Annotated in this window: 21 protein-coding genes and 4 tRNA genes; 9 read left to right on the forward strand and 16 right to left on the reverse strand. The window is 66.8% G+C overall.

The genetic code is table 11. The annotated features are described in order from the left end of the window. Window positions 1-107 precede the first annotated feature (107 nt). From rpoC to AL072_RS01560, 12 genes are all read right to left on the reverse strand, one after another. Entirely contained in the window at window positions 108-4280 is a 4173-nt protein-coding gene (rpoC, locus tag AL072_RS01505; RefSeq protein ID WP_045581804.1) for a DNA-directed RNA polymerase subunit beta', read from the reverse strand. A gap of 103 nt (window positions 4281-4383) precedes the next feature. Then, a complete protein-coding gene (rpoB, locus tag AL072_RS01510) occupies window positions 4384-8577 on the reverse strand; it encodes a DNA-directed RNA polymerase subunit beta (RefSeq protein WP_045581803.1) in 4194 nt (1397 codons plus the stop codon). Between the two features lie 247 nt (window positions 8578-8824). Beyond that, the gene (gene rplL / locus AL072_RS01515) at window positions 8825-9199 is read right to left on the reverse strand and encodes a 50S ribosomal protein L7/L12 (RefSeq protein ID WP_045581802.1); all 375 of its coding nucleotides are present in this window, start codon (window positions 9197-9199) and stop codon (window positions 8825-8827) included. 58 nt (window positions 9200-9257) lie between these two features. Next, window positions 9258-9782, reverse strand: a complete 525-nt coding sequence (gene rplJ, locus AL072_RS01520; protein WP_045581801.1) for a 50S ribosomal protein L10 — start codon at window positions 9780-9782, stop codon at window positions 9258-9260. 320 nt (window positions 9783-10102) lie between these two features. Continuing rightward, window positions 10103-10810 (reverse strand): 50S ribosomal protein L1, encoded by a 708-nt coding sequence (rplA, locus tag AL072_RS01525; protein ID WP_045581800.1) that lies wholly within the window; start codon window positions 10808-10810, stop codon window positions 10103-10105. 4 nt (window positions 10811-10814) lie between these two features. Next, window positions 10815-11249, reverse strand: coding sequence for a 50S ribosomal protein L11 (rplK, locus tag AL072_RS01530; protein WP_045581799.1), 435 nt, complete (start codon window positions 11247-11249; stop codon window positions 10815-10817). Window positions 11250-11411: 162 nt separating this feature from the next. Continuing rightward, window positions 11412-11942, reverse strand: coding sequence for a transcription termination/antitermination protein NusG (nusG, locus tag AL072_RS01535; protein WP_045581798.1), 531 nt, complete (start codon window positions 11940-11942; stop codon window positions 11412-11414). A 3-nt stretch (window positions 11943-11945) separates the two neighbouring features. Further along, window positions 11946-12143, reverse strand: a complete 198-nt coding sequence (gene secE / locus AL072_RS01540) for a preprotein translocase subunit SecE (RefSeq protein ID WP_045581797.1) — start codon at window positions 12141-12143, stop codon at window positions 11946-11948. A gap of 71 nt (window positions 12144-12214) precedes the next feature. Continuing rightward, window positions 12215-12290 (reverse strand) — tRNA-Trp (locus AL072_RS01545). A gap of 169 nt (window positions 12291-12459) precedes the next feature. Continuing rightward, window positions 12460-13650: an elongation factor Tu gene (gene tuf, locus AL072_RS01550; RefSeq protein ID WP_045581796.1), complete on the reverse strand. Its 1191-nt coding sequence runs from the start codon at window positions 13648-13650 to the stop codon at window positions 12460-12462. Window positions 13651-13730: 80 nt separating this feature from the next. Continuing rightward, window positions 13731-13804, reverse strand: a tRNA-Gly gene (locus tag AL072_RS01555). A gap of 66 nt (window positions 13805-13870) precedes the next feature. Continuing rightward, a tRNA-Tyr gene (locus AL072_RS01560) sits at window positions 13871-13956 on the reverse strand. Window positions 13957-14097: 141 nt separating this feature from the next. Here AL072_RS01560 and rlmB point away from each other — a divergent pair. Together rlmB and AL072_RS01570 are read left to right on the forward strand one after the other, a co-directional pair. Then, complete coding sequence (gene rlmB / locus AL072_RS01565) at window positions 14098-15000, forward strand: 23S rRNA (guanosine(2251)-2'-O)-methyltransferase RlmB (protein ID WP_045582607.1); 903 nt, start codon at window positions 14098-14100, stop codon at window positions 14998-15000. Window positions 15001-15085: 85 nt separating this feature from the next. Beyond that, window positions 15086-15161: transfer RNA gene (locus AL072_RS01570), tRNA-Thr, on the forward strand. A 48-nt stretch (window positions 15162-15209) separates the two neighbouring features. Here AL072_RS01570 and AL072_RS01575 read toward each other — a convergent pair. Then, window positions 15210-15539 carry a hypothetical protein gene (locus tag AL072_RS01575; RefSeq protein ID WP_045581795.1) on the reverse strand — a complete coding sequence of 110 codons (330 nt, stop codon included), beginning with the start codon at window positions 15537-15539 and terminating at the stop codon, window positions 15210-15212. 215 nt (window positions 15540-15754) lie between these two features. On the opposite strand from AL072_RS01575, the gene AL072_RS01580 reads away from it, so the two are divergent. Next, window positions 15755-16018 carry a hypothetical protein gene (locus AL072_RS01580; protein WP_045581794.1) on the forward strand — a complete coding sequence of 88 codons (264 nt, stop codon included), beginning with the start codon at window positions 15755-15757 and terminating at the stop codon, window positions 16016-16018. A 123-nt stretch (window positions 16019-16141) separates the two neighbouring features. Here the strand turns inward: AL072_RS01580 and AL072_RS01585 are convergent, their stop codons facing one another. Beyond that, the gene (locus AL072_RS01585) at window positions 16142-16723 is read right to left on the reverse strand and encodes a polysaccharide biosynthesis/export family protein (RefSeq protein ID WP_045581793.1); all 582 of its coding nucleotides are present in this window, start codon (window positions 16721-16723) and stop codon (window positions 16142-16144) included. 298 nt (window positions 16724-17021) lie between these two features. Beyond that, window positions 17022-18290, reverse strand: coding sequence for an outer membrane beta-barrel protein (locus AL072_RS01590; protein ID WP_045581792.1), 1269 nt, complete (start codon window positions 18288-18290; stop codon window positions 17022-17024). Window positions 18291-18680: 390 nt separating this feature from the next. Here AL072_RS01590 and AL072_RS34785 point away from each other — a divergent pair, with 390 nt between their 5' ends. The 6 genes from AL072_RS34785 (at window position 18681) to AL072_RS01615 (ending at window position 24412) form a co-directional block, all read left to right on the forward strand. Beyond that, on the forward strand, window positions 18681-18854 hold the full coding sequence (locus tag AL072_RS34785) for a hypothetical protein (RefSeq protein WP_158511028.1): 174 nt from the start codon (window positions 18681-18683) through the stop codon (window positions 18852-18854). A 374-nt stretch (window positions 18855-19228) separates the two neighbouring features. Beyond that, a complete protein-coding gene (locus tag AL072_RS01595; RefSeq protein ID WP_045581791.1) occupies window positions 19229-19669 on the forward strand; it encodes a MarR family winged helix-turn-helix transcriptional regulator in 441 nt (146 codons plus the stop codon). 142 nt (window positions 19670-19811) lie between these two features. Next, window positions 19812-21071 carry an ABC transporter substrate-binding protein gene (locus AL072_RS01600; protein WP_045581790.1) on the forward strand — a complete coding sequence of 420 codons (1260 nt, stop codon included), beginning with the start codon at window positions 19812-19814 and terminating at the stop codon, window positions 21069-21071. Between the two features lie 55 nt (window positions 21072-21126). Then, window positions 21127-22962 (forward strand): ABC transporter permease, encoded by a 1836-nt coding sequence (locus AL072_RS01605; RefSeq protein ID WP_045581789.1) that lies wholly within the window; start codon window positions 21127-21129, stop codon window positions 22960-22962. Continuing rightward, a complete protein-coding gene (locus tag AL072_RS01610) occupies window positions 22959-23702 on the forward strand; it encodes an ABC transporter ATP-binding protein (protein ID WP_045581788.1) in 744 nt (247 codons plus the stop codon). Before AL072_RS01605 ends, AL072_RS01610 begins: the two co-directional genes overlap by 4 nt. Further along, a complete protein-coding gene (locus AL072_RS01615) occupies window positions 23699-24412 on the forward strand; it encodes an ABC transporter ATP-binding protein (protein WP_045581787.1) in 714 nt (237 codons plus the stop codon). The genes AL072_RS01610 and AL072_RS01615 overlap by 4 nt, the downstream gene beginning before the upstream one ends. A 61-nt stretch (window positions 24413-24473) precedes the next feature. Here the strand turns inward: AL072_RS01615 and AL072_RS01620 are convergent, their stop codons facing one another. After that, window positions 24474-25511, reverse strand: coding sequence for an ABC transporter substrate-binding protein (locus tag AL072_RS01620; RefSeq protein ID WP_052709979.1), 1038 nt, complete (start codon window positions 25509-25511; stop codon window positions 24474-24476). Window positions 25512-25517 lie beyond the last annotated feature (6 nt).

The raw sequence follows: 25517 nt of genomic DNA on the forward strand, positions 1-25517 counted from the left end.
ATGGTCTTCGCTTCGTTTCCACGATCCGGCGGATCCCTGATCCCCAAAGAAAAAGGGCGCGTTCCTCACGGAACGCGCCCCCTCGCCTACTCAAACGACCCGATGGATCAGGCCGCGGTGCTTTCCTCGCCCGGGGTCGGCAGGGCCGGAGTTTCCTCCGGCGCGCCGGCTTCCAGGGCCGCTTCGCGGTCACGCTCGGCGGCGATCAGCTTCAGGCGGTTCACCACCGAGCCCGTGCCGGCCGGGATCAGGCGGCCGACGATGACGTTCTCCTTCAGGCCTTCCAGGTTGTCGACCTTGCCGCCGACGGCCGCTTCCGTGAGGACGCGCGTGGTTTCCTGGAACGACGCGGCCGAGATGAAGGACCGCGTCTGCAGGCTGGCCTTGGTGATGCCCTGGAGCACTGGATGACCCGACGCGGGCTGCAGGCCCTCGCCGACGGTCTTCTCGTTCTCCTCGTCGAACTCCTGGCGGTCGACCTGCTCGCCCACCAGGAAGGTGGTCTCGCCGGCGTCGGTGATCTCGACCTTCTGCAGCATCTGGCGGACGATCACCTCGATGTGCTTGTCGTTGATCTTCACGCCCTGCAGCCGGTAGACGTCCTGGATCTCGTTGATCAGGTAATCGGCCAGGGCCTCGACGCCCATCACCGCCAGGATGTCGTGCGGCACCGGGTTGCCGTCCATCAGCAGGTCGCCGCGCTCGACGTAATCGCCTTCCTGCACGGAGATGTGCTTGCCCTTCGGGATCAGATACTCCTTCTCGTCGCCGCTCTCCTCGTTGCGGACGACGATGCGGCGCTTGGTCTTGTAGTCCTTCCCGAACTCGACGCGGCCGCTCATCTCCGAGATGATCGCGAAGTCCTTCGGACGGCGCGCCTCGAACAGCTCGGCCACGCGCGGCAGACCGCCCGTGATGTCGCGGGTCTTGGAGGATTCGCGCGGGATACGGGCCAGCACGTCGCCGGCCCGGACCTCGGCGCCGTTCTCAACCGACAGGATTGCGTCCACCGACATGAAGTAGCGGGCTTCCAGGCCGTTCGGCAGGGTGATCAGGTCGCCCCGATCATCCACCAGCGCGATGCGCGGCTTGAGGTCCGCACCACGCGGCTGCTGGCGCCAGTCGACCACCACCTTGGAGCTGATGCCCGTCGCCTCGTCCATCACCTCGCGCATGGAGATGCCTTCCACGAGGTCGATGTAGCGGGCGGTACCGGCGCGCTCGGTGATGATCGGCAGGGTGTAGGGGTCCCACTCGGCCAGCTTGGCGCCGCGCTCGACCTTCACGCCCTCGTCCGCCAGCAGCTTGGCACCGTACGGCACGCGGTGACGCGCCCGCTCGCGGCCCTGATCGTCGAGCAGGATCACTTCGGTGCTGCGGCCCATGACGACCGGAATGCCCGAGGAGTTCATGACGATGTTGCGGTTGTTGATCCGCACAATGCCATCGAACGCCGCTTCGATCTGGCTCTGCTCGGCACCGCGCTGCGCCGCACCGCCGATGTGGAAGGTGCGCATGGTCAGCTGGGTGCCCGGCTCGCCGATCGACTGCGCCGCGATGACGCCGACCGCCTCGCCGGTGTTCACCAGCGTGCCGCGGGCCAGATCACGGCCGTAGCACTTGGCGCACACGCCGTCGCGGGTCTCGCAGGTCAGGACAGAGCGGATCTTGACCGAGTCGATGCCCGACCGCTCGATGCGGTCGACCGTCGGCTCGTCGATCAGGCCGCCGTCCTCGATCAACAGCTCGCCGTTCAGCGGATCGATCACGTCGCCGACCACCGTGCGGCCGAGGATGCGGTCGCCCAGCGGCGAGATGACCTCGCCGCCGTCGATCACCGCCTTGACGGTGATGCCGCGCTCGGTGCCGCAATCATGCTCGACGATGATGGCGTCCTGCGCCACGTCGACCAGACGGCGGGTGAGGTAACCGGAGTTCGCCGTCTTCAAGGCGGTGTCGGCCAGACCCTTGCGGGCGCCGTGGGTGGAGTTGAAGTACTCCAGCACGGTCAGGCCTTCCTTGAAGTTCGAGATGATCGGCGTCTCGATGATCTCGCCCGACGGCTTGGCCATCAGGCCGCGCATGCCGGCCAGCTGACGGATCTGCGCGGCGGAACCACGCGCACCGGAGTGGGCCATCATGTACACCGAATTGACCTGCTTGCCGGCTTCGGTGGTCGAGATCGCCTTCATCATCTCGGAAGCGACCTTCTCGGTGCATTCCGACCAGACGTCGACGACCTTGTTGTACTTCTCGCCCTGGGTGATCAGGCCGTCGAGATACTGCTGCTCGAACTCCTTGACCCGCTCCTTCGACTCGTTGACCAGGCGGCCCTTGGCCTCCGGGATCACCATGTCGTCCTTGCCGAACGAGATGCCGGCGCGGCAGGCGTGGCCGAAGCCCAGCTTCATCAGCCGGTCGGCGAAGATCACCGTCTCCTTCTGGCCGCAATGGCGGTAGACGGCGTCGATGACGTTGCCGACGTCCTTCTTGGTCAGGACGCGGTTGATCAGCGAGAAGGGCACCTTCGGATGGCGCGGCAGCAGCTCGGACAGCAGCATGCGGCCCGGCGTCGTCTCGACGATGGAGATCTTCTCCTCGCCCTCGTCATCGACGCCGACATAGCGCGCCTTGATCTTGGCGTGGATCGACAGGACCTTGGCGTTCAGCGCCTGCTCGATCTCCGAGACGGTGGAGAACACCATCCCCTCGCCCATCTCGCTCGGGCGGTCCATGGAGATGTAGTAGATGCCGAGCACGATGTCCTGGGACGGCACGATGATCGGCTTGCCGTTGGCGGGCGACAGGATGTTGTTGGTCGACATCATCAGGACGCGCGCTTCCAACTGCGCTTCCAGCGACAGCGGAACGTGGACGGCCATCTGGTCGCCGTCGAAGTCGGCGTTGAAGGCGGTGCAGACCAGCGGGTGCAGCTGGATCGCCTTGCCCTCGATCAGCGTCGGCTCGAATGCCTGGATGCCAAGACGGTGCAGCGTCGGCGCCCGGTTCAGCATCACCGGATGCTCGCGGATGACCTCCTCCAGGATGTCCCAGACCTCGGGACGTTCCTTCTCCACCATCCGCTTGGCGGCCTTGATGGTCGAGGCCAAGCCGTACAGCTCGAGCTTGGCGTAGATGAAGGGCTTGAACAGCTCCAGCGCCATCTTCTTCGGCAGGCCGCACTGGTGCAGCTTCAGCTCCGGACCGACGACGATGACCGAACGGCCGGAGTAATCGACGCGCTTGCCGAGCAGGTTCTGGCGGAAGCGGCCCTGCTTGCCCTTCAGCATGTCCGACAGCGACTTCAGCGGACGCTTGTTGGCGCCGGTGATGACGCGGCCACGGCGGCCGTTGTCGAACAGCGCGTCGACGGCCTCCTGCAGCATGCGCTTCTCGTTGCGGACGATGATGTCCGGCGCCTTCAGCTCGATCAGCCGCTTCAGGCGGTTGTTGCGGTTGATGACGCGGCGGTACAGGTCGTTCAGGTCGGACGTGGCGAAGCGGCCGCCGTCCAGCGGCACCAGCGGACGCAGCTCGGGCGGGATCACCGGAATGACTTCCAGGATCATCCATTCGGGGCGCGACTGCGAGGCCAGGAAGGCGTCGATCAGTTTCAGGCGCTTGACCAGCTTCTTGCGCTTGGCCTCGGAGTTGGTGTCGCGCAGATCCTCACGGCAGCGCTTCTTCTCCTCGTCGAGGTCGAGCGCAGACAGCATGATGCGCAGCGCTTCGGCACCGATCGACGCGGTGAAGGAATCCTCGCCATACTCGTCCTGGGCGTTCAGGAACTCTTCCTCGTTCAGCAGCGAATGCAGCTTCAGCGGGGTGAGGCCCGGCTCGATGACGACATAGTTTTCGAAATAGAGGATGCGCTCCAGATCCTTGAGCGTCATGTCGAGCAGCAGGCCGATGCGGCTCGGCAGCGACTTCAGGAACCAGATGTGCGCGACGGGGGACGCCAGCTCGATATGGCCCATGCGCTCGCGCCGGACCTTCGACAGCGTGACCTCGACGCCGCACTTCTCGCAGATGATGCCGCGATACTTCATGCGCTTGTACTTGCCGCACAAGCACTCGTAGTCCTTGATCGGGCCGAAGATGCGGGCGCAGAACAGGCCATCACGCTCCGGCTTGAAGGTGCGGTAGTTGATGGTTTCCGGCTTCTTGATCTCGCCGTAGGACCAGGACCGGATCCGCTCTGGACTCGCGATCTGGATGCGGATCTGATCGAAGCTCTGCGGCCCCTGAACCTGGCCGAAAATGTTCATCAACTCATTCATGACCGTCTCCCGCTGGCATCGCCGCGTTGTCGGTTAAAGGCAGTGCAATGCCCCGGAACGGCGCGCGCGCGCCGATCCGGGGCCTGGGTCACGTCAGACCGGCTCAGTAGTCCCGCTGATTCAGTTCGACGTTCAGGCCGAGCGAGCGCAGCTCCTTGACCAGCACGTTGAACGACTCCGGAATGCCGGCCTCGAAGTTGTCGTCGCCGCGAACGATGGCTTCGTAGACCTTGGTGCGGCCGGACACGTCGTCCGACTTCACCGTCAGCATTTCCTGCAGCGTGTAGGCGGCGCCGTAGGCTTCCAGCGCCCAGACCTCCATCTCACCGAAGCGCTGACCGCCGAACTGGGCCTTGCCGCCCAGCGGCTGCTGCGTGACCAGCGAGTAGGGGCCGATCGACCGGGCGTGGATCTTGTCGTCCACGAGGTGGTGCAGCTTCAGCATGTAGATGTAGCCGACGGTGACCTTGCGGTCGAAGGTCTCGCCGGTACGGCCGTCGACCAGCGTCGACTGGCCCGACCGGTCGAAACCGGCACGCTCCAGATGGACGCAGATGTCCTCCTCGCGGGCGCCGTCGAAGACGGGCGTCGCGAAGGGCACGCCCTTGCGCAGGTTGCCGGACAGCTCCAGGATCTCGCCGTCGGTCATATCGGCGATGTCCTCGGCGTAGGTGGCCTCGCCGTAGGAGTTCTTCAGCGTGCCGCGCAGAGCCTCCAGCTGGGGAGCGCCGCCGGCCTTGTTGCGGATCGCCAGACGGTACTGATCGACCGCGCGGCCGATCTGCTTGCCGAGACCCGACGCGGCCCAGCCCAGATGCGTCTCCAGGATCTGACCAACATTCATGCGCGACGGCACGCCCAGCGGGTTCAGCACGAGATCGACCGGGGTGCCGTCCTCAAGGTAGGGCATGTCCTCCTGCGGGATGATGCGCGAGACGACACCCTTGTTGCCGTGACGGCCGGCCATCTTGTCGCCCGGCTGCAGCTTGCGCTTCACCGCGACGAAGACCTTGACCATCTTCATCACGCCCGGCGGCAGCTCGTCACCGCGCTGGAGCTTGTCGACCTTGTTCTCGAAGCGGTCCTGCAGGGCCTTGATCGAGTCGTCGAATACCTTGGCGAGGTTCTCGACGGTCTCCATCACCGACTCGTCGGCGATGGCGATCTGGCGCCACAGGCCTTTCGACAGGCCGGCCAGCACCTCGTCGGTCAGGACCGTGCCGCCCTTCATGCCCTTCGGACCCGACTGGGCGGTCTGGCCGATGAGCACTTCCTTCAGGCGGGTGTAGAAGCTGCGCTCCAGGATGCCGCGCTCGTCGTCGCGGTCCTTGGCCAGCTTCTCGATCTCGGCCCGTTCGATGGCGAGCGCGCGCTCGTCCTTGTCGACGCCGCGGCGGCTGAACACGCGGACCTCGACGATCGTGCCGACGACACCCGGCGGCAGGCGCAGCGAGGTGTCGCGGACGTCCGAGGCCTTCTCGCCGAAGATGGCGCGCAGCAGCTTCTCTTCCGGCGTCATCGGGCTTTCGCCCTTCGGCGTCACCTTGCCGACCAGGATGTCGCCAGGACGGACTTCGGCGCCGATATAGACGATGCCGGCCTCGTCGAGGTTCTTCAGAGCTTCCTCACCGACGTTCGGAATGTCGCGGGTGATTTCCTCCTGGCCCAGCTTGGTGTCGCGGGCCATGACCTCGAATTCCTCGATGTGGATCGAGGTGAAGACGTCGTCCTTGACGATGCGCTCGTTGATGAGGATCGAGTCCTCGAAGTTGTAGCCGTTCCACGGCATGAACGCGACGAGCACGTTCCGGCCGAGCGCGAGCTCGCCCAGGTCGGTCGACGGACCGTCGGCCACGATGTCGCCGGCATTCACCCGGTCACCGACCTTCACCAGCGGACGCTGGGTGATGCAGGTGTTCTGGTTGGAACGCTGGAACTTCAGCAGGTTGTAGATGTCGACGCCCGGCGCCGTGCTGTCGGAGCTGTCGGTGGCGCGCACGACGATGCGGGTGGCGTCGACCTGGTCGACGATGCCGGCCCGCTTGGCGACGATGGTCACGCCGCTGTCGCGGGCGACGGTCGCCTCCATGCCGGTGCCGACCAGCGGCGCGTCCGCCTTCACCAGCGGCACCGCCTGGCGCTGCATGTTCGAGCCCATCAGCGCGCGGTTGGCGTCGTCGTTCTCCAGGAACGGGATCAGCGCCGCGGCGACCGACACCAGCTGCTTCGGCGACACGTCGATCAGATCGATCGCCTCCGGCCGGAACATCAGGTATTCGCCGCCCTGGCGGCAGGACACCAGATCGTTGGCGAAGCTGTTGTCGGCGGTCAGCTCGGCGTTCGCCTGGGCGACGACGTAGCGGCCCTCCTCCATCGCCGACAGATAGACCACCTCGTCGGTGACCTTGCTGTCGATGACCTTGCGGTAGGGGCTCTCGATGAAGCCGTACTGGTTCACGCGGGCATAGGTCGCCAGCGAGTTGATCAGACCGATGTTCGGGCCTTCCGGCGTCTCGATCGGGCAGATGCGGCCATAATGGGTCGGGTGCACGTCGCGCACCTCAAAGCCGGCGCGCTCGCGGGTCAGACCGCCCGGCCCGAGGGCCGAGAGACGACGCTTGTGCGTGATCTCGGACAGCGGATTGGTCTGGTCCATGAACTGCGACAGCTGCGACGAGCCGAAGAACTCGCGCACCGCGGCGGCGGCCGGCTTGGCGTTGATCAGGTCGTGCGGCATCACCGTGTCGATCTCGACCGAGCTCATGCGCTCGCGGATCGCACGTTCCATGCGCAGCAGGCCGACGCGGTACTGGTTCTCCATCAGCTCGCCGACCGAGCGGACGCGGCGGTTGCCGAGATGGTCGATGTCGTCGATCTCGCCGCGGCCGTCCTTCAGGTTCACCAGAACCTTCAGGATCTCCAGGATGTCCTCCTTGCGGAGCACACGCATCTGGTCGTCGGTCTGGAAGTTCAGGCGCGCGTTCATCTTGACGCGGCCGACGGCCGACAGGTCGTAGCGCTCGCTGTCGAAGAACAGGCCCGAGAACAGCGCCTCGGCCGATTCCAGGGTCGGCGGCTCGCCCGGGCGCATGACGCGGTAGATGTCGATCAGCGCGTCTTCGCGGCTGGCGTTGCGGTCGGCGTTCATCGTGTTGCGGATGTAGGCGCCGACATTCAGATGGTCGATCGCCAGCACCGGCAGCTCGTCGACGCCGGTCTTCTCCAGCTTGTCCAGGTCGCTCGCCGACAGCTCGTCACCCGCCTCGAACAGCACCTCGCCGGTGCGCTCGTTGATGATGTCGACGGCCAGATAGCGGCCGGTCAACTCCTCGGTGGAGACCTGCTGCTCGGTCAGGCCGGCCTCGACCAGCTTCTTGATGACGCGCGGAGTCATCTTGGTGCCGGCCTCGGCGACGATGGCGCCGGTGGCGGCGTCCACGAGATCCGAGATCAGCTTGACGCCCTTCATCCGGTCGACGTTGAACGGGGTCTTCCAACCGCCGGCCGAACGGCTGTAGGTGATGGTGTCGTAGAAGTAGTTGAGGATCTCTTCCTTGGCCATGCCCTGCGCCTCGTAGGGCAGCAGGTCCTTGCGGTTGGCCTTGCGCTCGGCGCGCAGCGCCTCGGTCTCCGCGCCGTCCAGGGCGAACAGCAGCGTGGTGGCCGGCAGCTTGCGGCGGCGGTCGATGCGGACGTAGACGAGATCCTTGGCGTCGAACTCGAAATCGAGCCAGGAGCCGCGGTACGGGATGACGCGGGCGGCGAACAGATACTTGCCCGACGCGTGGGTCTTGCCCTTGTCATGGTCGAAGAAGACGCCCGGCGAGCGGTGCATCTGCGAGACGATGACGCGTTCGGTGCCGTTGATCACGAAGGTGCCGTTGGCCGTCATCAGGGGCATGTCGCCCATGTAGACGTCCTGCTCCTTGATGTCGCGGATCGAACGGAGGCCGGTGTCCTCCTCCACGTCGAAGACGGACAGACGCAGGGTCACCTTCAGCGGAGCCGCGAAGGTCATGCCGCGCTGCTGGCATTCCTCGACGTCGTATTTCGGCTGCTCCAGCTCGTACTTGACGAAATCGAGCACCGCGCGGTCGGAGAAGTCCTTGATCGGGAACACCGACTTGAAGACTTCCTGCAGGCCCAGGTTCGCCCGCTTTTCCGGGGCGACGTCCATTTGCAGGAAGTGATCGTAGGAGCTGCGCTGCACCTCGATGAGGTTGGGCATCTGGGTGACTTCCGGGATGCGCCCGAAGCTCTTCCGAACACGTTTACGACCCGTAAAGGATTTGGCCATGGATGTCCCCAAACGTCTGTACGTGATGCGCGTTATACCGACCGTTCAACCGACCAGAGGAGCCGACCAAGATGATCGGCCGGTCCCGTGGGCGCCCGCGCGGGCCGCCCCCCAGATGGGGACGGAAAGAGCCGGGCCGGGCAAGCCCGGTCCGGCGGAAGGCAGAAAACGCCGTGCGGCGGCAGGCCCCCTTGGGGACCGGCCGCCGTCCGGCGTGGAACTGTATGATCCGCAACGCAACAAGGTCTTACTTAATATCGACCTTGGCGCCGGCCTCTTCAAGCTGCTTCTTGATCTTGGCGGCCTCGTCCTTCGTGGCGCCTTCCTTGACCGGCTTCGGAGCACCCTCGACCAGGTCCTTGGCTTCCTTCAGGCCCAGGCCGGTGATGGCGCGGACTTCCTTAATCACGTTGATCTTCTTCTCGCCGGCATCGGCGAGGATCACCGTGAACTCGGTCTGCTCTTCCACCGGGGCGGCGGCGGCAACCGGGCCGGCGGCGGCGACGGCGACCGGAGCGGCGGCGGAGACGCCCCACTTCTCTTCCAGGAGCTTCGACAGCTCGGCGGCTTCCAGGACGGTCAGGGCCGACAGATCGTCGACGAGCTTCTGCAGATCAGCCATGTTACTACTCCAAACGACTTGAGTTCTGGGGATGGAAAAAACGAGTGACTAGGCCTGGTTAGGCCGCCGCCTCGTCGTCCTTCTTCGCGTAGGCAGCAAGCACGCGGGCGACCTGGCCGCCCGGAGCCTGGAGGACACCGGCGATACGGGTCGCCGGGGTCTGGATCATGCCCACGAGACGGCCACGCAGTTCGTCCAGCGACGGGAGCGCGGCGAGGGCCTTGACCCCCTCCGCGTCCAGAATCTGGGTGCCGAGGCTGGCGCCGACGATCTTGAGCTTCTCGTTGGTCTTCGCGTAATCGGCCACCACCTTGGCGGCCGCAACGGGATCCTTCGAGAAGGCGATCGCCGTCGGTCCCTTGAAGAGACCGTCCAGACCTTCGAACTGCGTCCCCTGAAGGGAACGACGGGCGAGCCGGTTCTTCGTCACTTTGAAGCTGGCGCCAGCAGCCCGAACCTTCGCACGCAGGTCGGTGACTTCCTTCACCGTCAGGCCCAGATGGTGGGTGACCACCACCAGGCCCGTGTCCTGGAGCTTCGATTGCAGAGCCGCGATCGTCGCTTCTTTTTGTGTACGATCCACGGATCGCCTCCTTGCACAGAGGTGTACATGAACCCCCGTCCCCGAAGGGCCGGAGGTCCGGCGAACCTGTCCCAGAAGTACAAGCCGTTCCTGGACCACACCGGCCGCGTGAGCGGCAGGGGCGGAGGGTCAACGGTTCGACTCCCGTCTGCGCCGGCGGGTTTTAAGCCCTTGCCGTCCCGGGGGAAGGCTCGGACACCAGCGGTCTCGGACAGGGGTGGGCGGGCGCCCTTGGGGGAAGCCCCCCTCCGGCAATCCGTCCGATCGCCGCCGCATCACCCGGGACAGGCCCAAGGGAAGCAGCGGCGAAAAGGCATTCGTCAGGCGGAGGCCGGAGCCGACACGCTGGCGAGGTCGAGCTTGACGCCCGGGCCCATCGTCGAGGAAAGCGAGACCTTCAGCAGGTACTGGCCCTTGGCGCCCGACGGCTTGGCACGGGTGATGGCATCGACGAAGGCGCGGATGTTCTGGACCAGTGCCTCTTCCGAGAAGCTGGCCTTGCCCACGCCGGCATGCACGATGCCGGTCTTCTCCGCACGGAACTCCACCGCGCCGGCCTTGGCGGCCTTGACGGCGCCGGCGACGTCGGGGGTGACCGTGCCCAGCTTCGGGTTCGGCATCAGGCCGCGCGGGCCCAGCACCTTACCCAGCTTGCCGACCACGCCCATCATGTCGGGCGAGGCGATGCAGCGGTCGAAATCGATGTTGCCGGCCAGGATCTTCTCGGCCAGGTCGTCGCCACCGACGATGTCGGCACCGGCGGCCAGCGCCTCGTCGACCTTCGCGCCACGGGCGAACACCGCCACGCGGACGGTCTTGCCGGTGCCGTTCGGCAGGTTGACGACGCCGCGGACCATCTGGTCGGCGTGGCGCGGGTCGATGCCGAGATTCATCGCGATTTCGATGGTCTCGTCGAACTTGGCCTTCGCGCCGCCCTTCAGCATGGAGACGGCGGTCTCCAGCTGGTAGAACGAGTCGCGGTTGACGGTCTTGTAGGCGTCGGTCAGACGCTTGCCCAGCTTCGCCATAGGATCAGCCCTCCACCACTTCGAGGCCCATCGAGCGGGCGGAACCGGCGATCATGGTCGCGGCGGCTTCGACGTCGTGCGCGTTCAGGTCGACCATCTTCTTCTGGGCGATCTCGCGGATCTGCGAGGTCGTGACCTGGCCGACGAAACCGCCCTTGCCGGGGGTCGTCGAACCCTTGTCCTTGCCCGACGCCTTCTTGAGGAAGTAGCTGACCGGCGGGGTCTTGGTCACGAAGGTGAAGGTGCGGTCGCCGAAGGCGGTGATGACCACCGGAATCGGCATGCCGACTTCCAGGTCCGCCGTCTTGGCGTTGAACGCCTTGCAGAACTCCATGATGTTCAGGCCGCGCTGACCGAGCGCCGGACCGATGGGCGGCGACGGGTTGGCCTTGCCGGCCGGAACCTGCAGCTTGATGTAACCGACGATTTTCTTCGCCATCTCACAACCTCCTGTGACGACGCGCTACGCTTGCGGCCGGATCGGCCGGGCATCGCGTCGCGGGGCTTCGCGGTTCGGCCATGGCGAGCCTCCCGCAACAGAATGGAGCCACCGGTGCAAAGCACCGGCAGCTCCGACTCGAAAAACACTGGAACCCAGCTTTCAGATCTTCTCGACCTGCGTGTATTCCAACTCGACCGGCGTGGAACGGCCGAAGATCGACACCGCCACCTTCAGGCGGGACTTCTCTTCGTCGACTTCCTCGACGACACCATTGAACGAAGTGAAGGGGCCGTCGCTCACTCGAACCTGCTCGCCCACCTCGAAGGTGATCGACGGCTTGGGGCGCTCGAAACCTTCCTGCACCTGATGGATGATCCGCTCGGCCTCGCGCTGGGAAATCGGCTGCGGCTTGCCGCCACCGCCCAGGAAATCCGTAACCTTCGGCGTGTTCTTCACCAGCGACCAGGATTCGTCGGTCAGGTCCATCTTGACGAGGACATAGCCGGGGAAGAACTTGCGCTCGGTGTTGATCTTGGCACCCCGGCGAACCTCGACCACTTCCTCGGTCGGGACCAGGATTTCCTCGAACTTGTCTTCCAGACCCTTCTGAGCCGCCTTCTCGCGGATGGCCTGGGCAACCTTCTTCTCGAAACCCGAATAAACATGCACCACGTACCAGCGCGCTGCCATGACTTAGCCTCCCAGCCCAAGGATCAAGCGGACGGCAACCGCCAGCACCTGATCGACGACGAGGAAGAACAGGGCGGCCAGCACGACCATGACGAACACCATGGCGGTGGTGACGCCGGTTTCCTTGCGGGTCGGCCAGGTGACCCTGGCAACCTCGCGGCGGACCTCGCGCGCGAATTCTGCGGGATTGACTTTAGCCATCGTGCGAACCGTGCGAGCTCCGGAGCGACTGTGGGGGCGCCGCTTCTACCCTAATCATTCTTGGGACGGGATGGCAGGAGTGGAGGGGATCGAACCCCCAACCCCCGGTTTTGGAGACCGGTGCTCTACCAATTGAGCTACACTCCTATCTCCGTCCGACCACACCGTTCGATGTGGGAGGCCGCTTAAACCATTGTTCAAGCAACCATGTCAAGAGCTATTTGACGGGCTTTTTCCGGAAGCCTTACCGTAACGACCCGCCTTGGAAGACACCCCCCGCCGGACCGGGTCCGGCGGGGGAGGCAGGCTTATAGCATCACTCGATGATCTTGGCAACGACGCCTGCACCGACGGTGCGGCCACCCTCGCGGATGGCGAAGCGCAGGCCTTCGTCCATGGCGATCGGGGCGATCAGCGCGACGTCCATGGCGACGTTGTCGCCCGGCATCACCATCTCCACGCCTTCCGGCAGCGACACCATGCCCGTCACGTCCGTCGTCCGGAAGTAGAACTGCGGACGATAGTTCGTGAAGAACGGGGTGTGGCGACCGCCCTCTTCCTTCGTCAGGATGTAGGCTTCGGCCTTGAACTTGGTGTGCGGGGTGATCGAACCCGGCTTGGCCAGAACCTGGCCGCGCTCGACGTCCTCGCGCTTCGTGCCGCGCAGCAGCGCGCCGATGTTGTCGCCGGCTTGCCCGGAGTCGAGCAGCTTGCGGAACATCTCCACGCCGGTCACCGTCGTCTTCACCGTCGCCTTCAGGCCGACGATCTCGACTTCCTCACCGACCTTCACGATGCCACGCTCGACGCGGCCGGTCACCACCGTGCCGCGGCCAGAGATCGAGAACACGTCCTCGATCGGCATCAGGAACGGACGGTCGACCGGACGCTCCGGCTGCGGGATGTACTCGTCGACCGTCTTCATCAGCGCCAGGACGGCGTCGCGGCCGATCTCCGGCGAACGGTCTTCCAGCGCGCACAGCGCCGAGCCCTTCGTGATCGGAATGTCGTCGCCCGGGAACTGGTAGGACGACAGAAGCTCGCGCACTTCCAGCTCGACCAGCTCCAGCAGCTCTTCGTCGTCGACCATGTCGACCTTGTTCATGAACACGACCAGCGCCGGAACGCCGACCTGGCGGGCCAGCAGGATGTGCTCGCGGGTCTGCGGCATCGGGCCGTCGGCGGCCGACACGACCAGGATCGCGCCGTCCATCTGGGCGGCGCCGGTGATCATGTTCTTCACATAGTCGGCGTGGCCCGGGCAGTCGACGTGCGCGTAGTGGCGGTTGGCCGTCTCGTACTCGACGTGGGCCGTCGAGATCGTGATGCCGCGCGCCTTCTCTTCCGGCGCCTTGTCGATCTGATCGTAAGCGGTGAAGGTCGCGCCGCCGGACTCCGCCAGCACCTTCGTGATCGCCGCCGTCAGCGACGTCTTGCCGTGGTCGACGTGGCCGATCGTGCCAACGTTGCAGTGCGGCTTGTTCCGCTCAAACTTTGCCTTCGCCATCGCTTTGGTCTTTCGTTCCCGACGTTCCGGACGCACACAATGGCCCGGCCGGGATCCGTTTTCCTGAGGCGCGCGCGGGTTGGAGCGGGTGAGGGGAATCGAACCCCCGTCGTAAGCTTGGAAGGCTTCTGCTCTACCATTGAGCTACACCCGCCTTGACCATCCCGCCGGCGCGACCGTCCGAGGCAAACGCGATCACGGACAAGCCGTGGAAAGTAGATGGTGGAAGGGGCTGGATTCGAACCAGCGTACGCTATCGCGGGCAGATTTACAGTCTGCTGCCTTTAACCACTCGGCCACCCTTCCAATCCGCGGCATGGCAGTGCCCGCCGCGGAGTTCGGCAATATGCGAATTTTTCAGGCCTTGTCAACACGGGTTAAGCGGTTCACACCAGAAAAAATTCGGCAGAGTCCCCTGCGGCCTCCCTCCCCTTCTTCGTGGGTATCATGACGCGTTCCAGACATCCCGGCCCCGGCCCCCGTTCCGACCGCCCCAACGCCAAGCCGCAACACGCCGACCCGCGGCAGGAGCACACCGACGACAACGGGAAAGGCGGGCCTCGTGGCAGCGGCCGCGGCCCGGCCAAGGGCAACCGCCCGCCCCCGGCGCGCGGCGTCCTGCTCTACGGCCTGCATCCGGTGGCGGCGGCCTGGGTCAATCCGGAACGGCGCATCCACCGGCTGCTGGTCACCGAGTCGGGCCGGGCAGCGCTTGAGCCGGCGATCGCCGCGGCACGCGCCCAGGGGCTGCAACGGCCCGAGGCGTCCCCGGTCGACCGGACGGATCTGGACCGCATGCTGCCGGCCGGGGCGGTGCACCAGGGCCTCGTCATCGACGCCTCGCCGCTGCCGGAGCTGGGCATCGACGATCTCTGCAACGAACTGGCCGGCGAATCGGCGGCGGTGGTCGTGGCGCTGGACCAGGTGACCGACCCGCACAATGTCGGCGCCATCCTGCGCTCCGCCGCCGCCTTCGGGGCCCGTGCGGTGGTGGTGACCGAGCGCCACGCGCCGGAAACCACCGGGGTGTTGGCCAAGAGCGCGTCGGGCGGGCTGGAGGCGGTGCCGCTGGTCCGCGTGACCAATCTGGCGCGTGCGCTCACCGAATTGCAGCAGAACGGCTTCTGGGCGGTCGGACTGGCCGAATCGGGCGCCTCGACGCTGGCGAAGCTCGACCTGACCGGCAAGACGGTGCTGGTGATGGGAGCGGAAGGCAGCGGCCTGCGCCGCCTGACCATGGAGCGCTGCGACGCCATCGCCCGGCTGCCCACCGGCGGTCCGGTCGGCAGCCTGAACGTCTCCAACGCCGCCGCCGTGGCGCTCTACGAGGTCGCCCGCCTGCGCGGGTGACGGGCCGTTGCGATTTCTTGATGGGCGAATGCTTGTTTGCGCGGAAAAGGGACGCTAAGGTGTGCGTCCCGCAAACCGCGGGTGCGCCGGATTAGCTCAGCTGGTAGAGCAGCTGATTTGTAATCAGAAGGTCACGGGTTCGATTCCTGTATCCGGCACCATACCGCAGGCTGTCGCTTCCAGTCAGCCTCCACTTTCGGCGTTCCCTGTCAGCGGCGGCGGCCAATCGCCGTGCTGAAGGTGCGGCGCAGCAGCCCCAAAAGCACGCCGCCGCACCCCAGCGCGATCCCCATCAGCGACAGCGCGAAGGCTGGCGGCATTTCGCCGATCACCGCACCGTCCTGATCGACCATCGCTGGCATGCAACACAGGACGCCGCCCGTTGCCAGCATGCCACCGGCGATCAGAACCGCACAGAACCCCCATCCGAAACGCCGCACGCCGCGGGTGCGCACCGCAAGGACCGCTGCCATCAGCAGCAGGATCACCGCCAGAACGGGCATGGCCAGGGCGAAGAGGGTGAGGCCGGTTTCGGGCATCGGTTGCTCCTGAAATCCTGGTCCACCCGCCGTCGGATCATGCCAGCGGAGCCTTCTCCGCGGAAGTGCCGCGAAAGCCTCCATGGACATTCCAAAGGAACCTCGGCAAGCGGAGGCGGTTGGAGGGTGTGGGCATGGCCTGACGCACCCTGCCTCGTCGCCGGCACCGCAGCGAGTCGCGGCGCCTTTCCTTCAGCTTCCACGAAAGACAGGCCATGACCAAGCCCCAGCGACCCGAGTCGGACCGCGACATGCCCTTCTCGCCCAGTGCCGACGCCCATCGGATGCGCCGCGACATCGAACAGGGGCGGACCGGCGACAAGGTTCCGGCGACCGATCCGGCAGCCGCGCCGCTCGGCACCGACGACGAGGCCGCCGGCACCACCCCGCCGCACGGGCCCTCGCGCGATCCCATCGTCGCTCCGGACCAGCGGATGCCGTCCGGCCAGAAGAAGGGCAGCGACACACTGGACACCTGAGCGGGGTTTCTTGCGGCAAATGCCCCGGCGGCTTCGGCCGGCGGACAGCGAAAGCCCGGCCGGGTCAACCCCGGCCGGGCTTTTCGCTGTCACCGATCCAGTTCCCGATCCCGTCCTCCGGGCTCAGAAATAGCGCTCCGGCACACGCAGCACGTCGTCGGGCATCACCGTCGTGGTGATCGGCGCCTTGCGCAGCTCCTTCTTGGGATCGCTGCCGCGGGTGATCAGGACATAGTCCTCCTTGGCGCGGTAGGTGTAGCCGCCGGCCATCGCCACCGCCGACAGGGCGGTCATGCCGTTGACATACTGGTACTGGCCGGGGTTGCGCACCTCGCCCAGGATGAAGAAGGGCCGGTGGTTCAGCACCTCGACGCTGACCTTAGGATCCTTGACGTAACCCGCAGCAAGCCGGGTCGAGATTTCCTTTTCCAGGTCGCGGGTGCTGCGATCCTTGGCCGACACCTCGCCGATCAGCGGCATGGCGACCTTGCCGGCGCCGTCCACCCGGAACTCGCCGGACAACTGCTCTTCACCGAAGACGATGACGCGCAATGCGTCGCCCGATCCCAGACGATACTCGCTGAGCTGGTTGACGCTGGCGGTCTCCATCGGTGCGTCGTTGCCGGCACAGCCGACCATGGCAACGGCGAGCGCGGCCAATCCGATCCCCTGGCCCAGCGCACGGATCACATGCCGTCGATTCATCCCTAAACCCCTTCCCTGGCTGGCGGAGGCCTGCCGCAACGCCCGATCGAGCCGGATTGCGGCGGCGCTCCCTGGTCACGCACCTGAATTCGGGTGGAGACTAGCAACTCGCAAGCGCTTGGGAAAAAGTGGAGAGGAATTACCGCCTTCGGATCCCTCCAGCACATGCCACTTGGCAGTGAAATACAGCCATAAGAAAAGAGCGCCCGTCATAGGACGGACGCTCTGTATTGTTCAGCAGGAATTTTTAGGCCGTTCGGCCGAGTGCTTGCCGGATGACCGAAGCGGCACCGCCGGACTACATCTGGGCGCCGAGACGCAGATAGATCAGGTTGTCGGAATAGTCGGCGGCATTCAGATTGGAATTGCGCTTTTCATAGGTGTAACCGCCGGTCAGATACAGGTAACGGCTCATCGAATAGGTGCCACCGACGCCGGCCGTGTAGACCTTGTCGTTGCGGCTGTCGCCGTTGAAATCGTCCTGGCGATATTGCAGACGCCCGTTCAGCACCAGCGTGCGCAGCAGTTCATGGTCGATGCCAAGCGCGACCAAGGTGCGGGTGTAGCTCGAGGCCGAGCCCAGGCCCGGGCTGGCGCTGTTCTCGCGCACCTGCCGGCTGGCGGTGCCGGTGACGGACGTCAACTGCGTCACCGCCCAGTTCAGGCGACCGCCGAAGGACAGGCCGTTGAAATCCTCCAGCCGCGAATCCTTGTAGTCGCGGGTGAGGTAGCCGGCGAAGATCTCGCCGGTGATCAGCCCGGTGAGGTCGGTGGCGAGACCGCCCACCACTTCGTAGCCGTCCGAATTGCGGTCGACGCCGAAGGCGTCACGGTCGTTCTTGTGGCGGGTCCAGGAATAGGTGCCCTGGACGAAGGCCTCGTACCCTTCGATGAACTCATAGCCGACCCGGCCGACCGTCGCATATTCCCAGCGGTCGCGGTCGCCCTGACGGGCGACGCCGCCGCCGATCAGTCCGACATCGTCATATTCGGAATATTGGGCCGATCCGGACACGCGGGCGCGCAGACGGTTGAAGCGCTGGGTGTAGCCGGCCTCGCCGCCACTGGTGCGGTAGATCACCGGCTCGGTGTAGCCGGAGAAGCTGTTGATATCGCCACGCCCCTCGTGGTTGCGGCGGTGGAACAGCTGGCCGTCCAGCGCACCGCCCTTGTTCACGTCGAAGCGTCCGTCCGCCTGCACGGCGTAATCGGTGTAGTTCTCGCCGGAATGGTCGCTGTAGCGGCCGGCATCGGCCGAGGCCGAGAAGTTCAGCGCATGGGCCGAGAAGTCGGACTTGATGTCCACCCGCGGCCTGACGGTCCAGATGAAATCGTCCTCGTGGTTGTCGCGGGTGGCATAGACGTTGGTGTCATAGGTGGTGCCGGCCTCGACCCGCGGCAGGAACAGGAAGGAGCCGGCGCGGACGCCGAGCTGTTCCAGTTCCGGCCGGCGACGCTCCAGCACGGTTTCGCCCCGCTGCAGGTCGTCCTGGGCGGCGGCTGGAAGCGACGTCAGCCCGGTCGAGGCGAGAGCGAGGGCGAGAAGGGAAAGGGTGCTGGTTTTCATGGAGTCACCGCGCTTGGCTGGATTCGGTCGGCTCACTGGGCCGGGGAGCCGGCTCCTTGGTGGGACGCCCTCGCCCGCCCGATCCTTGAGCGGACCCGGCGGGGATGCATCCTCGGCAAAGACACAACAAGGCGTGGTTCCCGCGCAACAGTGAAGCCCACCCTGCCCCAATTTTGCGGCGTCCTGTGGTGTGGCCGCAACAAAAGCTCGCAGTGCGGGAAGACCGCCTGCGGCAATGATGCGCTTGATTCGCGCGCCTTTTTAGACGGTCCTAAGATGAAGGTCATAGATCCGTCCGGAAAGAACTGAAGGCGGCGCGGGCTCCTGTTTGGAACAGGCCCGGCACCGCCGCGTTGTTCATGACGTTTCCTGTAAAAGGCGAGATGCCGCATGACCCGCCGACTCGACACGCCGCCCCCGCCGCGCTCGCCCATGCGCCCGCCAGACGACGCCATGCCACCCTACACGCCGGGCGGCGTGCCACCACCCACCGGCGACGGTCCGGCCAGCCCGGCGGAGAAGACGGCACCGCCCGACAGCTATCCGCCGAAGAAGAAGCCCTGACCAAGAAGAAGTGCCGACAATCGTGTGCCATGGCCCGGTCCGGCTGTGGTCGTCCACATGGTTCGAAAGGGTGAAAGCGCGAAATTTTCGTACTGCCGTCAGGCCGCTTGCTTTCCAGCCGGGACCACTTTCTTTTCCGCGCCTGTCCCCGAAGCAAGCATCACTGTGGCTCTATGCCGCATCGGTTAAGGTTGCCCCATGGTCGTTGTCTTCCCTAGGCTTTCCATCAGGAACGCATAATGGATGCACAGGGTGGCGATCGGGCGGCCATTGCCCCGCCACCCTTGCCCACGCAGCCGGGAGCGGCGGTCCATGCCCGCCCCAGCCTTCGTCCCGGACCGAAGGCGGGCGCGAACCACGGGCCCGTAGCCATCATGGACGACTTCGGACGACCGCCTCCCGACGACTATCAGTTGGCCGGCCAGGTTCATCACCGCCTGCGGCGGGCTCATCAGCGCGCCTCGGCGATCTTCATCGACCTGATCGGCGATTCGATGCTGACCCCGACCCAATGGTCGGCGCTGGCCACCCTGCACAGCGAGGGGGCGTTATCGCAGAACCAGCTCGGCCGGCTGACCTACATGGACCCGGCGACGACGCAGGGCGTCATCCTGCGGCTGGTCGAGCGCAATCTGGTCGAGCGCCACCCCGACCCGCAGGATCGCCGCCGCACCAGCGTCAGCCTGACCCGGATCGGCTACGCCCTGGTGACCGACCTGACCGCCAACGCCGCCGCCGTGCATGAGCGGACGCTGGAACCGCTGACGGAGGAGGAGCGCGTACAGTTCATGGCCCTGCTGGCCCGGCTGATGTGAGGAGGCCGTCCTTGGTCTCGGCAGGGGAAGCGGTGACGTAATGCGGTGACTTTTGCGTGGGGTTTGCTATGAACGCCGGGTGCTGTGCCGCGTCGCGGCGCGGACACGCCGCTGGTCACTCTCGAACCGGGGTCCCCGCAGGATGAAGCACCGCCGTCCGACCGCCGCACCGCTGGCGAAATCCCTTCTTTCGGCCGCCCTGTTCGCCGTCTCCGCGGCAGTCGCGGCGGCTGCCGGGCCTGCCGCCGCCCAAACGGCGCAGTTCAGCGGCGCACCGGTGCGGGTGGGCGAGATCAACAGCTACACCGGCCTGCCTGCCTTCACCATTCCCTACCGCCAGGGCTGGCAGCTGGCGCTGGAGGAGATCAACGCCCAGGGCGGCGTGATCGGCTGCTGCGAGCTGCAGGTCGTCTCGCGCGACGATGCCGGCAAGCCCGATGATGCGGTGCGCGTCGCGCAGGAGCTGGTGACGAACGAGGCGGTGGACGTGCTGGCCGGCACCTATTTCTCCCATATCGGGCTGGCGGTCGCCGATTTCGCCGCGCGCAACAAGATGCCCTTCGTCGCGGCCGAGCCGCTGACCGACGCCATCACCTGGTCCAAGGGCAACCGCTACACCTTCCGCCTGCGCCCCAGCACCTACATGCAGGCGGCCATGCTGGTCGAGGAGGCGGCGAAGCTGCCGGCCAAGCGCTGGGCCACCGTCGCCCCCAACTACGAATACGGCCAGTCGGCGGTCGCGTGGTTCAAGCAGCTGCTGAAGGAAAAGCGCCCGGACGTCGAGTTCGTCGCCGAGCAGTGGCCGGCGCAGGGCAAGCTGGAGGCAGGCCCCACCGTGCAGGCGCTGGCCGCCGCCAGGCCCGACGCGATCTTCAACGTCACCTTCGGCGCCGACCTCGCCAAATTCGTGCGCGAGGGCGAGGGCCGCGGCCTGTTCCGCAACCGCAAGGTCGTCAGCCTGCTGACCGGCGAGCCGGAATATCTGGAGCCGATGAAGGACGAGGCGCCGGAAGGCTGGATCGTCACCGGCTATCCCTGGGAGCAGATCGACACGCCGGCCCACAAGGCCTTCGTCGCCGCCTACACCGCCCGTTTCAAGGACACGCCCAAGCAGGGCTCGCTGGTCGGCTACATCACCATGAAGGCTGTGGCCGCCGCCGTCACCAAGGCCAAATCCGCCAATGCCGAGCCGATCGTCGACGCGCTGGCCGGCCTGACCATCGACACCCCGGTCGGCCCGGTCACCTTCCGCGCATCGGACCATCAGGCGACCATGGGCGCCTATGTCGGCACAACCACCGTCAAGGACGGCCGCGGCACCATGAAGGACTGGCGCTATGCCGACGGCGCCAACTATCTGCCGTCGGACGAGGCGGTCCGCAAGCTGCGGCCGGCGGAGTAGGCGCCGGGCTTCGATTGCCCCCTCCCCATGATCCCCCGCGGAACACCCCCGCCCCATGTCCTTCCTCCTCGTCCAGGCCCTCAGCGGGCTCGCGACCGCGGCGACGCTGTTCCTGGTGTCGTCGGGGTTGACCATCGTGTTCGGCGTGACGCGGATCGTGAATTTCGCGCACGGCTCTTTCTACATGGTCGGCGCCTATGTCGGCTGGTCGCTGATCGAGCGGTTCGGCTCCACGCCGGCCGGCTTCTGGGGCTCGGTCGCCGCCGCCGCGCTGGCGATGGGCGTGCTGGGGGCGGCGATGGAGGCCGGGCTGCTGCGCCGGCTCTACCGCTCGCCGGAACTGTTCCAGCTGCTGGGCACCTTCGGCGTCGTGCTGGTGGTGCAGGATCTGGCCGCCTGGGTCTGGGGGCCGGAGGATCTGCTGGGCCGGCGGGCGCCGGGGCTGAAGGGATCGGTCGACATCCTGGACCAGCCCTTCCCGCTCTACGATCTGGTGCTGATCGGGCTCGGGCCGCTGGTGCTCGGGCTGTTGTGGCTGCTGTTCAACCGCACCCGTTGGGGCACGCTGGTCCGTGCCGCGACGCAGGACCGCGAGATGGCGAGCGCGCTCGGCGTCGATCCGGCACGGCTGTTCACCGGCGTCTTGTTCCTGGGCTGCGCGCTGGCCGGACTCGGCGGGGCGCTGCAGGTTCCGCGCGAGGCGGTGACCCTGCAGATGGACATGGCCATCGTGGTCGAGGCCTTCGTCGTCGTCGTGGTCGGCGGCATGGGCAGCCTGACCGGCGCCTTCCTCGCCTCGCTGCTGATCGGGCAGCTGCAGGCCTTCGGCATCCTGGTCTTCCCGCAGATCACGCTGGTGCTGGTCTTCCTGTTCATGGCGGTGGTGCTGGTGCTGCGCCCGCACGGCCTGCTCGGCCGGGCCGAGGAAATCCCGCCGACCGCACCGGCGGCGGTGACGGTGCCGCTGTCCGGCGGGCGCCATGCCGGCCTGTGGGCGCTGGCCCTGCTGGCGGTGCTGGCCGCGGCGCCGCTTGTTGCCGGCGACTATGCGCTGATCCTGCTGACCGAGGTGGTCATCCTCGCTTTGTTCGCCGCCAGCCTGCATCTGCTGATCGGGCTGGGCGGGCTGGTGTCCTTCGGCCATGCCGCGTGGTTCGGGCTCGGCGCCTACGGCTCGGCACTGCTGGTCAAGCACATGGACGCGCCGATGCCGCTGGCACTGGCCGGGGCGCCGCTGCTGGCCGGGCTGGGGGCGCTGGTCGCCGGCTGGTTCTGCGTCCGGCGCGCGGGACTCTATTTCGCCATGCTGACGCTGGCCTTCGCCCAGATCGCCTGGTCGATCACCTTCCAATGGTATGCGGTGACCGGCGGCGACAACGGCATCCTCGGCGTCTGGCCGCCGGGCTGGGCGTCCGGTAAGGCCGCCTATTACTGGCTGACGCTGGGCCTGTGCGGCGGGACGCTGTGGCTGCTGCGCCGGGCGGCCTTCGCCCCCTTCGGCTACGCCCTGCGCGCCGGCCGCGATTCGGCGCTGCGCGCCGAGTCGGTGGGCATCGACGTGCGGCGCTTCCAGTGGATGGCCTTCGTGCTGGCGGGGTCGGCGGCCGGACTGGCGGGCGGGCTCTACGCCTTCGCCAAGGGCAGCGTCTTCCCCACCCTGCTGGCGGTGCCGCAATCGGTCGACGCGCTGGTGATGGTGCTGATGGGCGGCATCCAGACCGTCGCCGGACCGCTGGCCGGCGCGGCGGTCTTCCACCTGCTGGAATCGGAGGTGATGAGCCTGACCGACTGGTGGCGGCTGGCGCTGGGTCTCGTCATCGTCGCCCTGGTGCTGGTGTTCCCCAAGGGGATCGTCGGTTTCCTCTCCACCCTGAGGAGACCGCAGTCATGAGCGAGCTGGCGGTGCGCGACCTGCAGCGGTCCTTCGGCGGCGTCCAGGCGGTGGCCGGCGTGTCCTTCACCCTGCGCTCGGGCGACCTGCTGGCGCTGATCGGGCCGAACGGCGCCGGCAAGAGCACCTGCTTCAACCTGCTGAACGGCCAGCTCCGCCCCGACCGGGGGTCGGTGAAACTGGATGGGACCGAGCTGATCGGGTTGCCGCCACGGCGCATCTGGGCGCTGGGGGTCGGGCGGACCTTCCAGATCACCGCGACCTTCGCCTCGATGACGGTGGCGGAGAATGTGCAGATGGTGCTGCTGTCGCGCGCCCGCCGGCTGTTCGGCCTGTGGCGGCCGGCAGCGGAGCAGTTCCGCGAGCCGGCGCTCGCCCTGCTGGAGCGGGTCGGCATGGCTGCCCAGGCCGGCCGCCCCTGCGGCGTGCTCGCCTATGGCGACCTGAAGCGGGTCGAGCTGGCGATGGCGCTGGCCAGCGAGCCGGCGGTGCTGCTGATGGACGAGCCGACCGCCGGCATGGCCCCGGCCGAACGGCTGGCCCTGATGGCGCTGACGGCGGAGCTGGTGCGCGAGCGTGGCCTCGCCGTGCTGTTCACAGAGCATGACATGGACGTCGTCTTCGGCCACGCGACCCGCGTGCTGGTGCTCGACCGCGGCCGGCTGATCGCGGAAGGCCCGCCGGACGAGGTCCGCGCCGACGCCCGCGTCCAGTCGGTCTATCTGGGAGGCGAGGCATGAGCGACCCTCTTCTGGCGGTCGAGGATCTGCATGGCTGGTACGGCCGCGCCCACATCCTCGACGGCGTGGCGCTGACGGTCGGCCGGGGCGAGGTGGTGGCGCTGATGGGCCGCAACGGCGCCGGCAAGACCACCACGCTGAAGGCGATCATGGGTCTGGTGGAGCGGCGCGCCGCGCTGCTGCGCTTCGAGGGGCGCGACCTTGCGGCCTTGCCGGCCCACCGCATCGCCCGGCTCGGCGTCGGCTATGTGCCGGAGGACCGCCGCATCTTCGCCGACCTGACGGTGGAGGAGAATCTGGAGGTCGGCCGCCAGCCGCCCCGCCCCGGCGCCCCGGCCTGGACGCCGGAGACGCTGTTCGCCCTGTTCCCCAACCTCGCCGAGATGCGCGGCCGCCGCGGCACCCGGATGAGCGGCGGCGAGCAGCAGATGCTGACCTTGGCCCGCACCCTGATGGGCAACCCGTCGCTGCTGCTGCTGGACGAGCCGTCGGAAGGGCTGGCGCCGCTGATCGTGAAACAGATGGCCGACGCGGTGCGGCGCCTGAAGGCGGAGGGGCTGTCGGTCCTGCTGTCCGAACAGAGCCTGTCCTTCGCCGCCGCCGTCGCCGACCGCGCCTGCGTCATCGAGACCGGGCGCCTGCGCTGGACCGGCACGATGGCGGAGCTGATGGCGGATGACGGGGTGAGGACGGCCTATCTGGCGGTGTAACCGAATCCTCCCTCTCCCCCTGGGGAGAGGGCTTGTTCCAGTCCGGAGTAAGGAAGGCTCGTCACTGCCCCGCGAGGCTGAGATCCATCACCGACTTCGGGTCCAGCGCCTTGTCGACCTGGCCTTCCGACTGCCAGAACTTCACCTGATTGACCACATCGTCCACCAGCAGGCGGGCCTGCGGGTCGACATAGGGCAGGCCGGCGGCGACGATGTCCGGCTTCTGCTTGGTGGCGTCGGCGATGATCGCCAGCAGCTCGTCATAGCCGGGGCCCTTCACCAGCGCGCCCGTGGCGTCCTTGCCGTTGAAGGCGGCGTGGTATTCGGCCAGCGCCGTCTTGTAGGCGCGGACGAACTTCTCCACCAGCGGCCGGCGGTCCTTCATCGTCTTCGGCGCGGTGAACAGGGCGCCGAGCTGCCACGGCGTCTCGTCGCCGACCCAGCCGAGCATCTTGCCGGCGCCGTCGGCCACCAGCTGGCGCGACACGGTAGATGGGGCGATGATGGCGTCGACCTGCCCGCCCTTGAAGGCGGCGACCATCTTCGGCACGTCCTGCAGCGGCACCATGGTCACGTCCTTGACCGTGAAGCCGTGCTTCTGCGCCAGGAGCCCGATCATGTAATGGAAGGTCGAGCCGACGGTGGTGATGGCGATCCGCTTGCCCTTCAGGTCGGCCGGCGCCTTCAGCCCGGCCTCGAAGGCGGCATTGGTCGCGAGATAGGCGCTCAAGGGGAAGCCCGGCTCGTCGCGGCTCTGCGCGGCGATGATGGTGACGGCCCCCTTGGAGGCGAGGTTGTAGAAGCCGGCGGTCAGCCCGGTGACGCCGAAATCGGCATCGCCCGACGTCACCGCCACCGGCACCTGCTGGGCCGAGGTGAACATCTTCAGCTCGACGTCCAGCCCTTCCTTCGCGAAATAGCCCTTGGCCTTGGCGATGAAGATCGGGCCGGAGGAGGACAGCGCCAGAACGCCGACCGTCGCCTTGTCCAGCGGCTGCGCCAGCGCGGCGGACGTACCGGCGGACATGAAACCGCCGGCGGCCAGCACGGCTCCGGCGGTGGCGATCAGGACGCGCCGGGTGAGGCGGGCGAGGGTCATGGACGG

The organism is Azospirillum thiophilum (genome assembly GCF_001305595.1).
GTDB lineage: Bacteria > Pseudomonadota > Alphaproteobacteria > Azospirillales > Azospirillaceae > Azospirillum > Azospirillum thiophilum.

Bases quoted from the DNA above. Each gene is read 5' to 3' on its own strand.
- AL072_RS01600 (WP_045581790.1), top strand. From the start codon at position 19,812: ATGAAGCACCGCCGTCCGACCGCCGCACCGCTGGCGAAATCCCTTCTT.
- AL072_RS34785 (WP_158511028.1), top strand. From the start codon at position 18,681: ATGACCCGCCGACTCGACACGCCGCCCCCGCCGCGCTCGCCCATGCGC.
- tuf (WP_045581796.1), bottom strand. From the start codon at position 13,650: ATGGCGAAGGCAAAGTTTGAGCGGAACAAGCCGCACTGCAACGTTGGC.
- rpoC (WP_045581804.1), bottom strand. From the start codon at position 4,280: ATGAATGAGTTGATGAACATTTTCGGCCAGGTTCAGGGGCCGCAGAGC.
- AL072_RS01575 (WP_045581795.1), bottom strand. From the start codon at position 15,539: ATGCCCGAAACCGGCCTCACCCTCTTCGCCCTGGCCATGCCCGTTCTG.
- nusG (WP_045581798.1), bottom strand. From the start codon at position 11,942: ATGGCAGCGCGCTGGTACGTGGTGCATGTTTATTCGGGTTTCGAGAAG.
- AL072_RS01620 (WP_052709979.1), bottom strand. From the start codon at position 25,511: ATGACCCTCGCCCGCCTCACCCGGCGCGTCCTGATCGCCACCGCCGGA.
- rlmB (WP_045582607.1), top strand. From the start codon at position 14,098: ATGACGCGTTCCAGACATCCCGGCCCCGGCCCCCGTTCCGACCGCCCC.
- rplL (WP_045581802.1), bottom strand. From the start codon at position 9,199: ATGGCTGATCTGCAGAAGCTCGTCGACGATCTGTCGGCCCTGACCGTC.
- AL072_RS01605 (WP_045581789.1), top strand. From the start codon at position 21,127: ATGTCCTTCCTCCTCGTCCAGGCCCTCAGCGGGCTCGCGACCGCGGCG.
- AL072_RS01595 (WP_045581791.1), top strand. From the start codon at position 19,229: ATGGACGACTTCGGACGACCGCCTCCCGACGACTATCAGTTGGCCGGC.
- AL072_RS01580 (WP_045581794.1), top strand. From the start codon at position 15,755: ATGACCAAGCCCCAGCGACCCGAGTCGGACCGCGACATGCCCTTCTCG.
- rplK (WP_045581799.1), bottom strand. From the start codon at position 11,249: ATGGCGAAGAAAATCGTCGGTTACATCAAGCTGCAGGTTCCGGCCGGC.
- secE (WP_045581797.1), bottom strand. From the start codon at position 12,143: ATGGCTAAAGTCAATCCCGCAGAATTCGCGCGCGAGGTCCGCCGCGAG.
- rplA (WP_045581800.1), bottom strand. From the start codon at position 10,810: ATGGCGAAGCTGGGCAAGCGTCTGACCGACGCCTACAAGACCGTCAAC.
- AL072_RS01590 (WP_045581792.1), bottom strand. From the start codon at position 18,290: ATGAAAACCAGCACCCTTTCCCTTCTCGCCCTCGCTCTCGCCTCGACC.
- AL072_RS01615 (WP_045581787.1), top strand. From the start codon at position 23,699: ATGAGCGACCCTCTTCTGGCGGTCGAGGATCTGCATGGCTGGTACGGC.
- rpoB (WP_045581803.1), bottom strand. From the start codon at position 8,577: ATGGCCAAATCCTTTACGGGTCGTAAACGTGTTCGGAAGAGCTTCGGG.
- AL072_RS01610 (WP_045581788.1), top strand. From the start codon at position 22,959: ATGAGCGAGCTGGCGGTGCGCGACCTGCAGCGGTCCTTCGGCGGCGTC.
- AL072_RS01585 (WP_045581793.1), bottom strand. From the start codon at position 16,723: ATGAATCGACGGCATGTGATCCGTGCGCTGGGCCAGGGGATCGGATTG.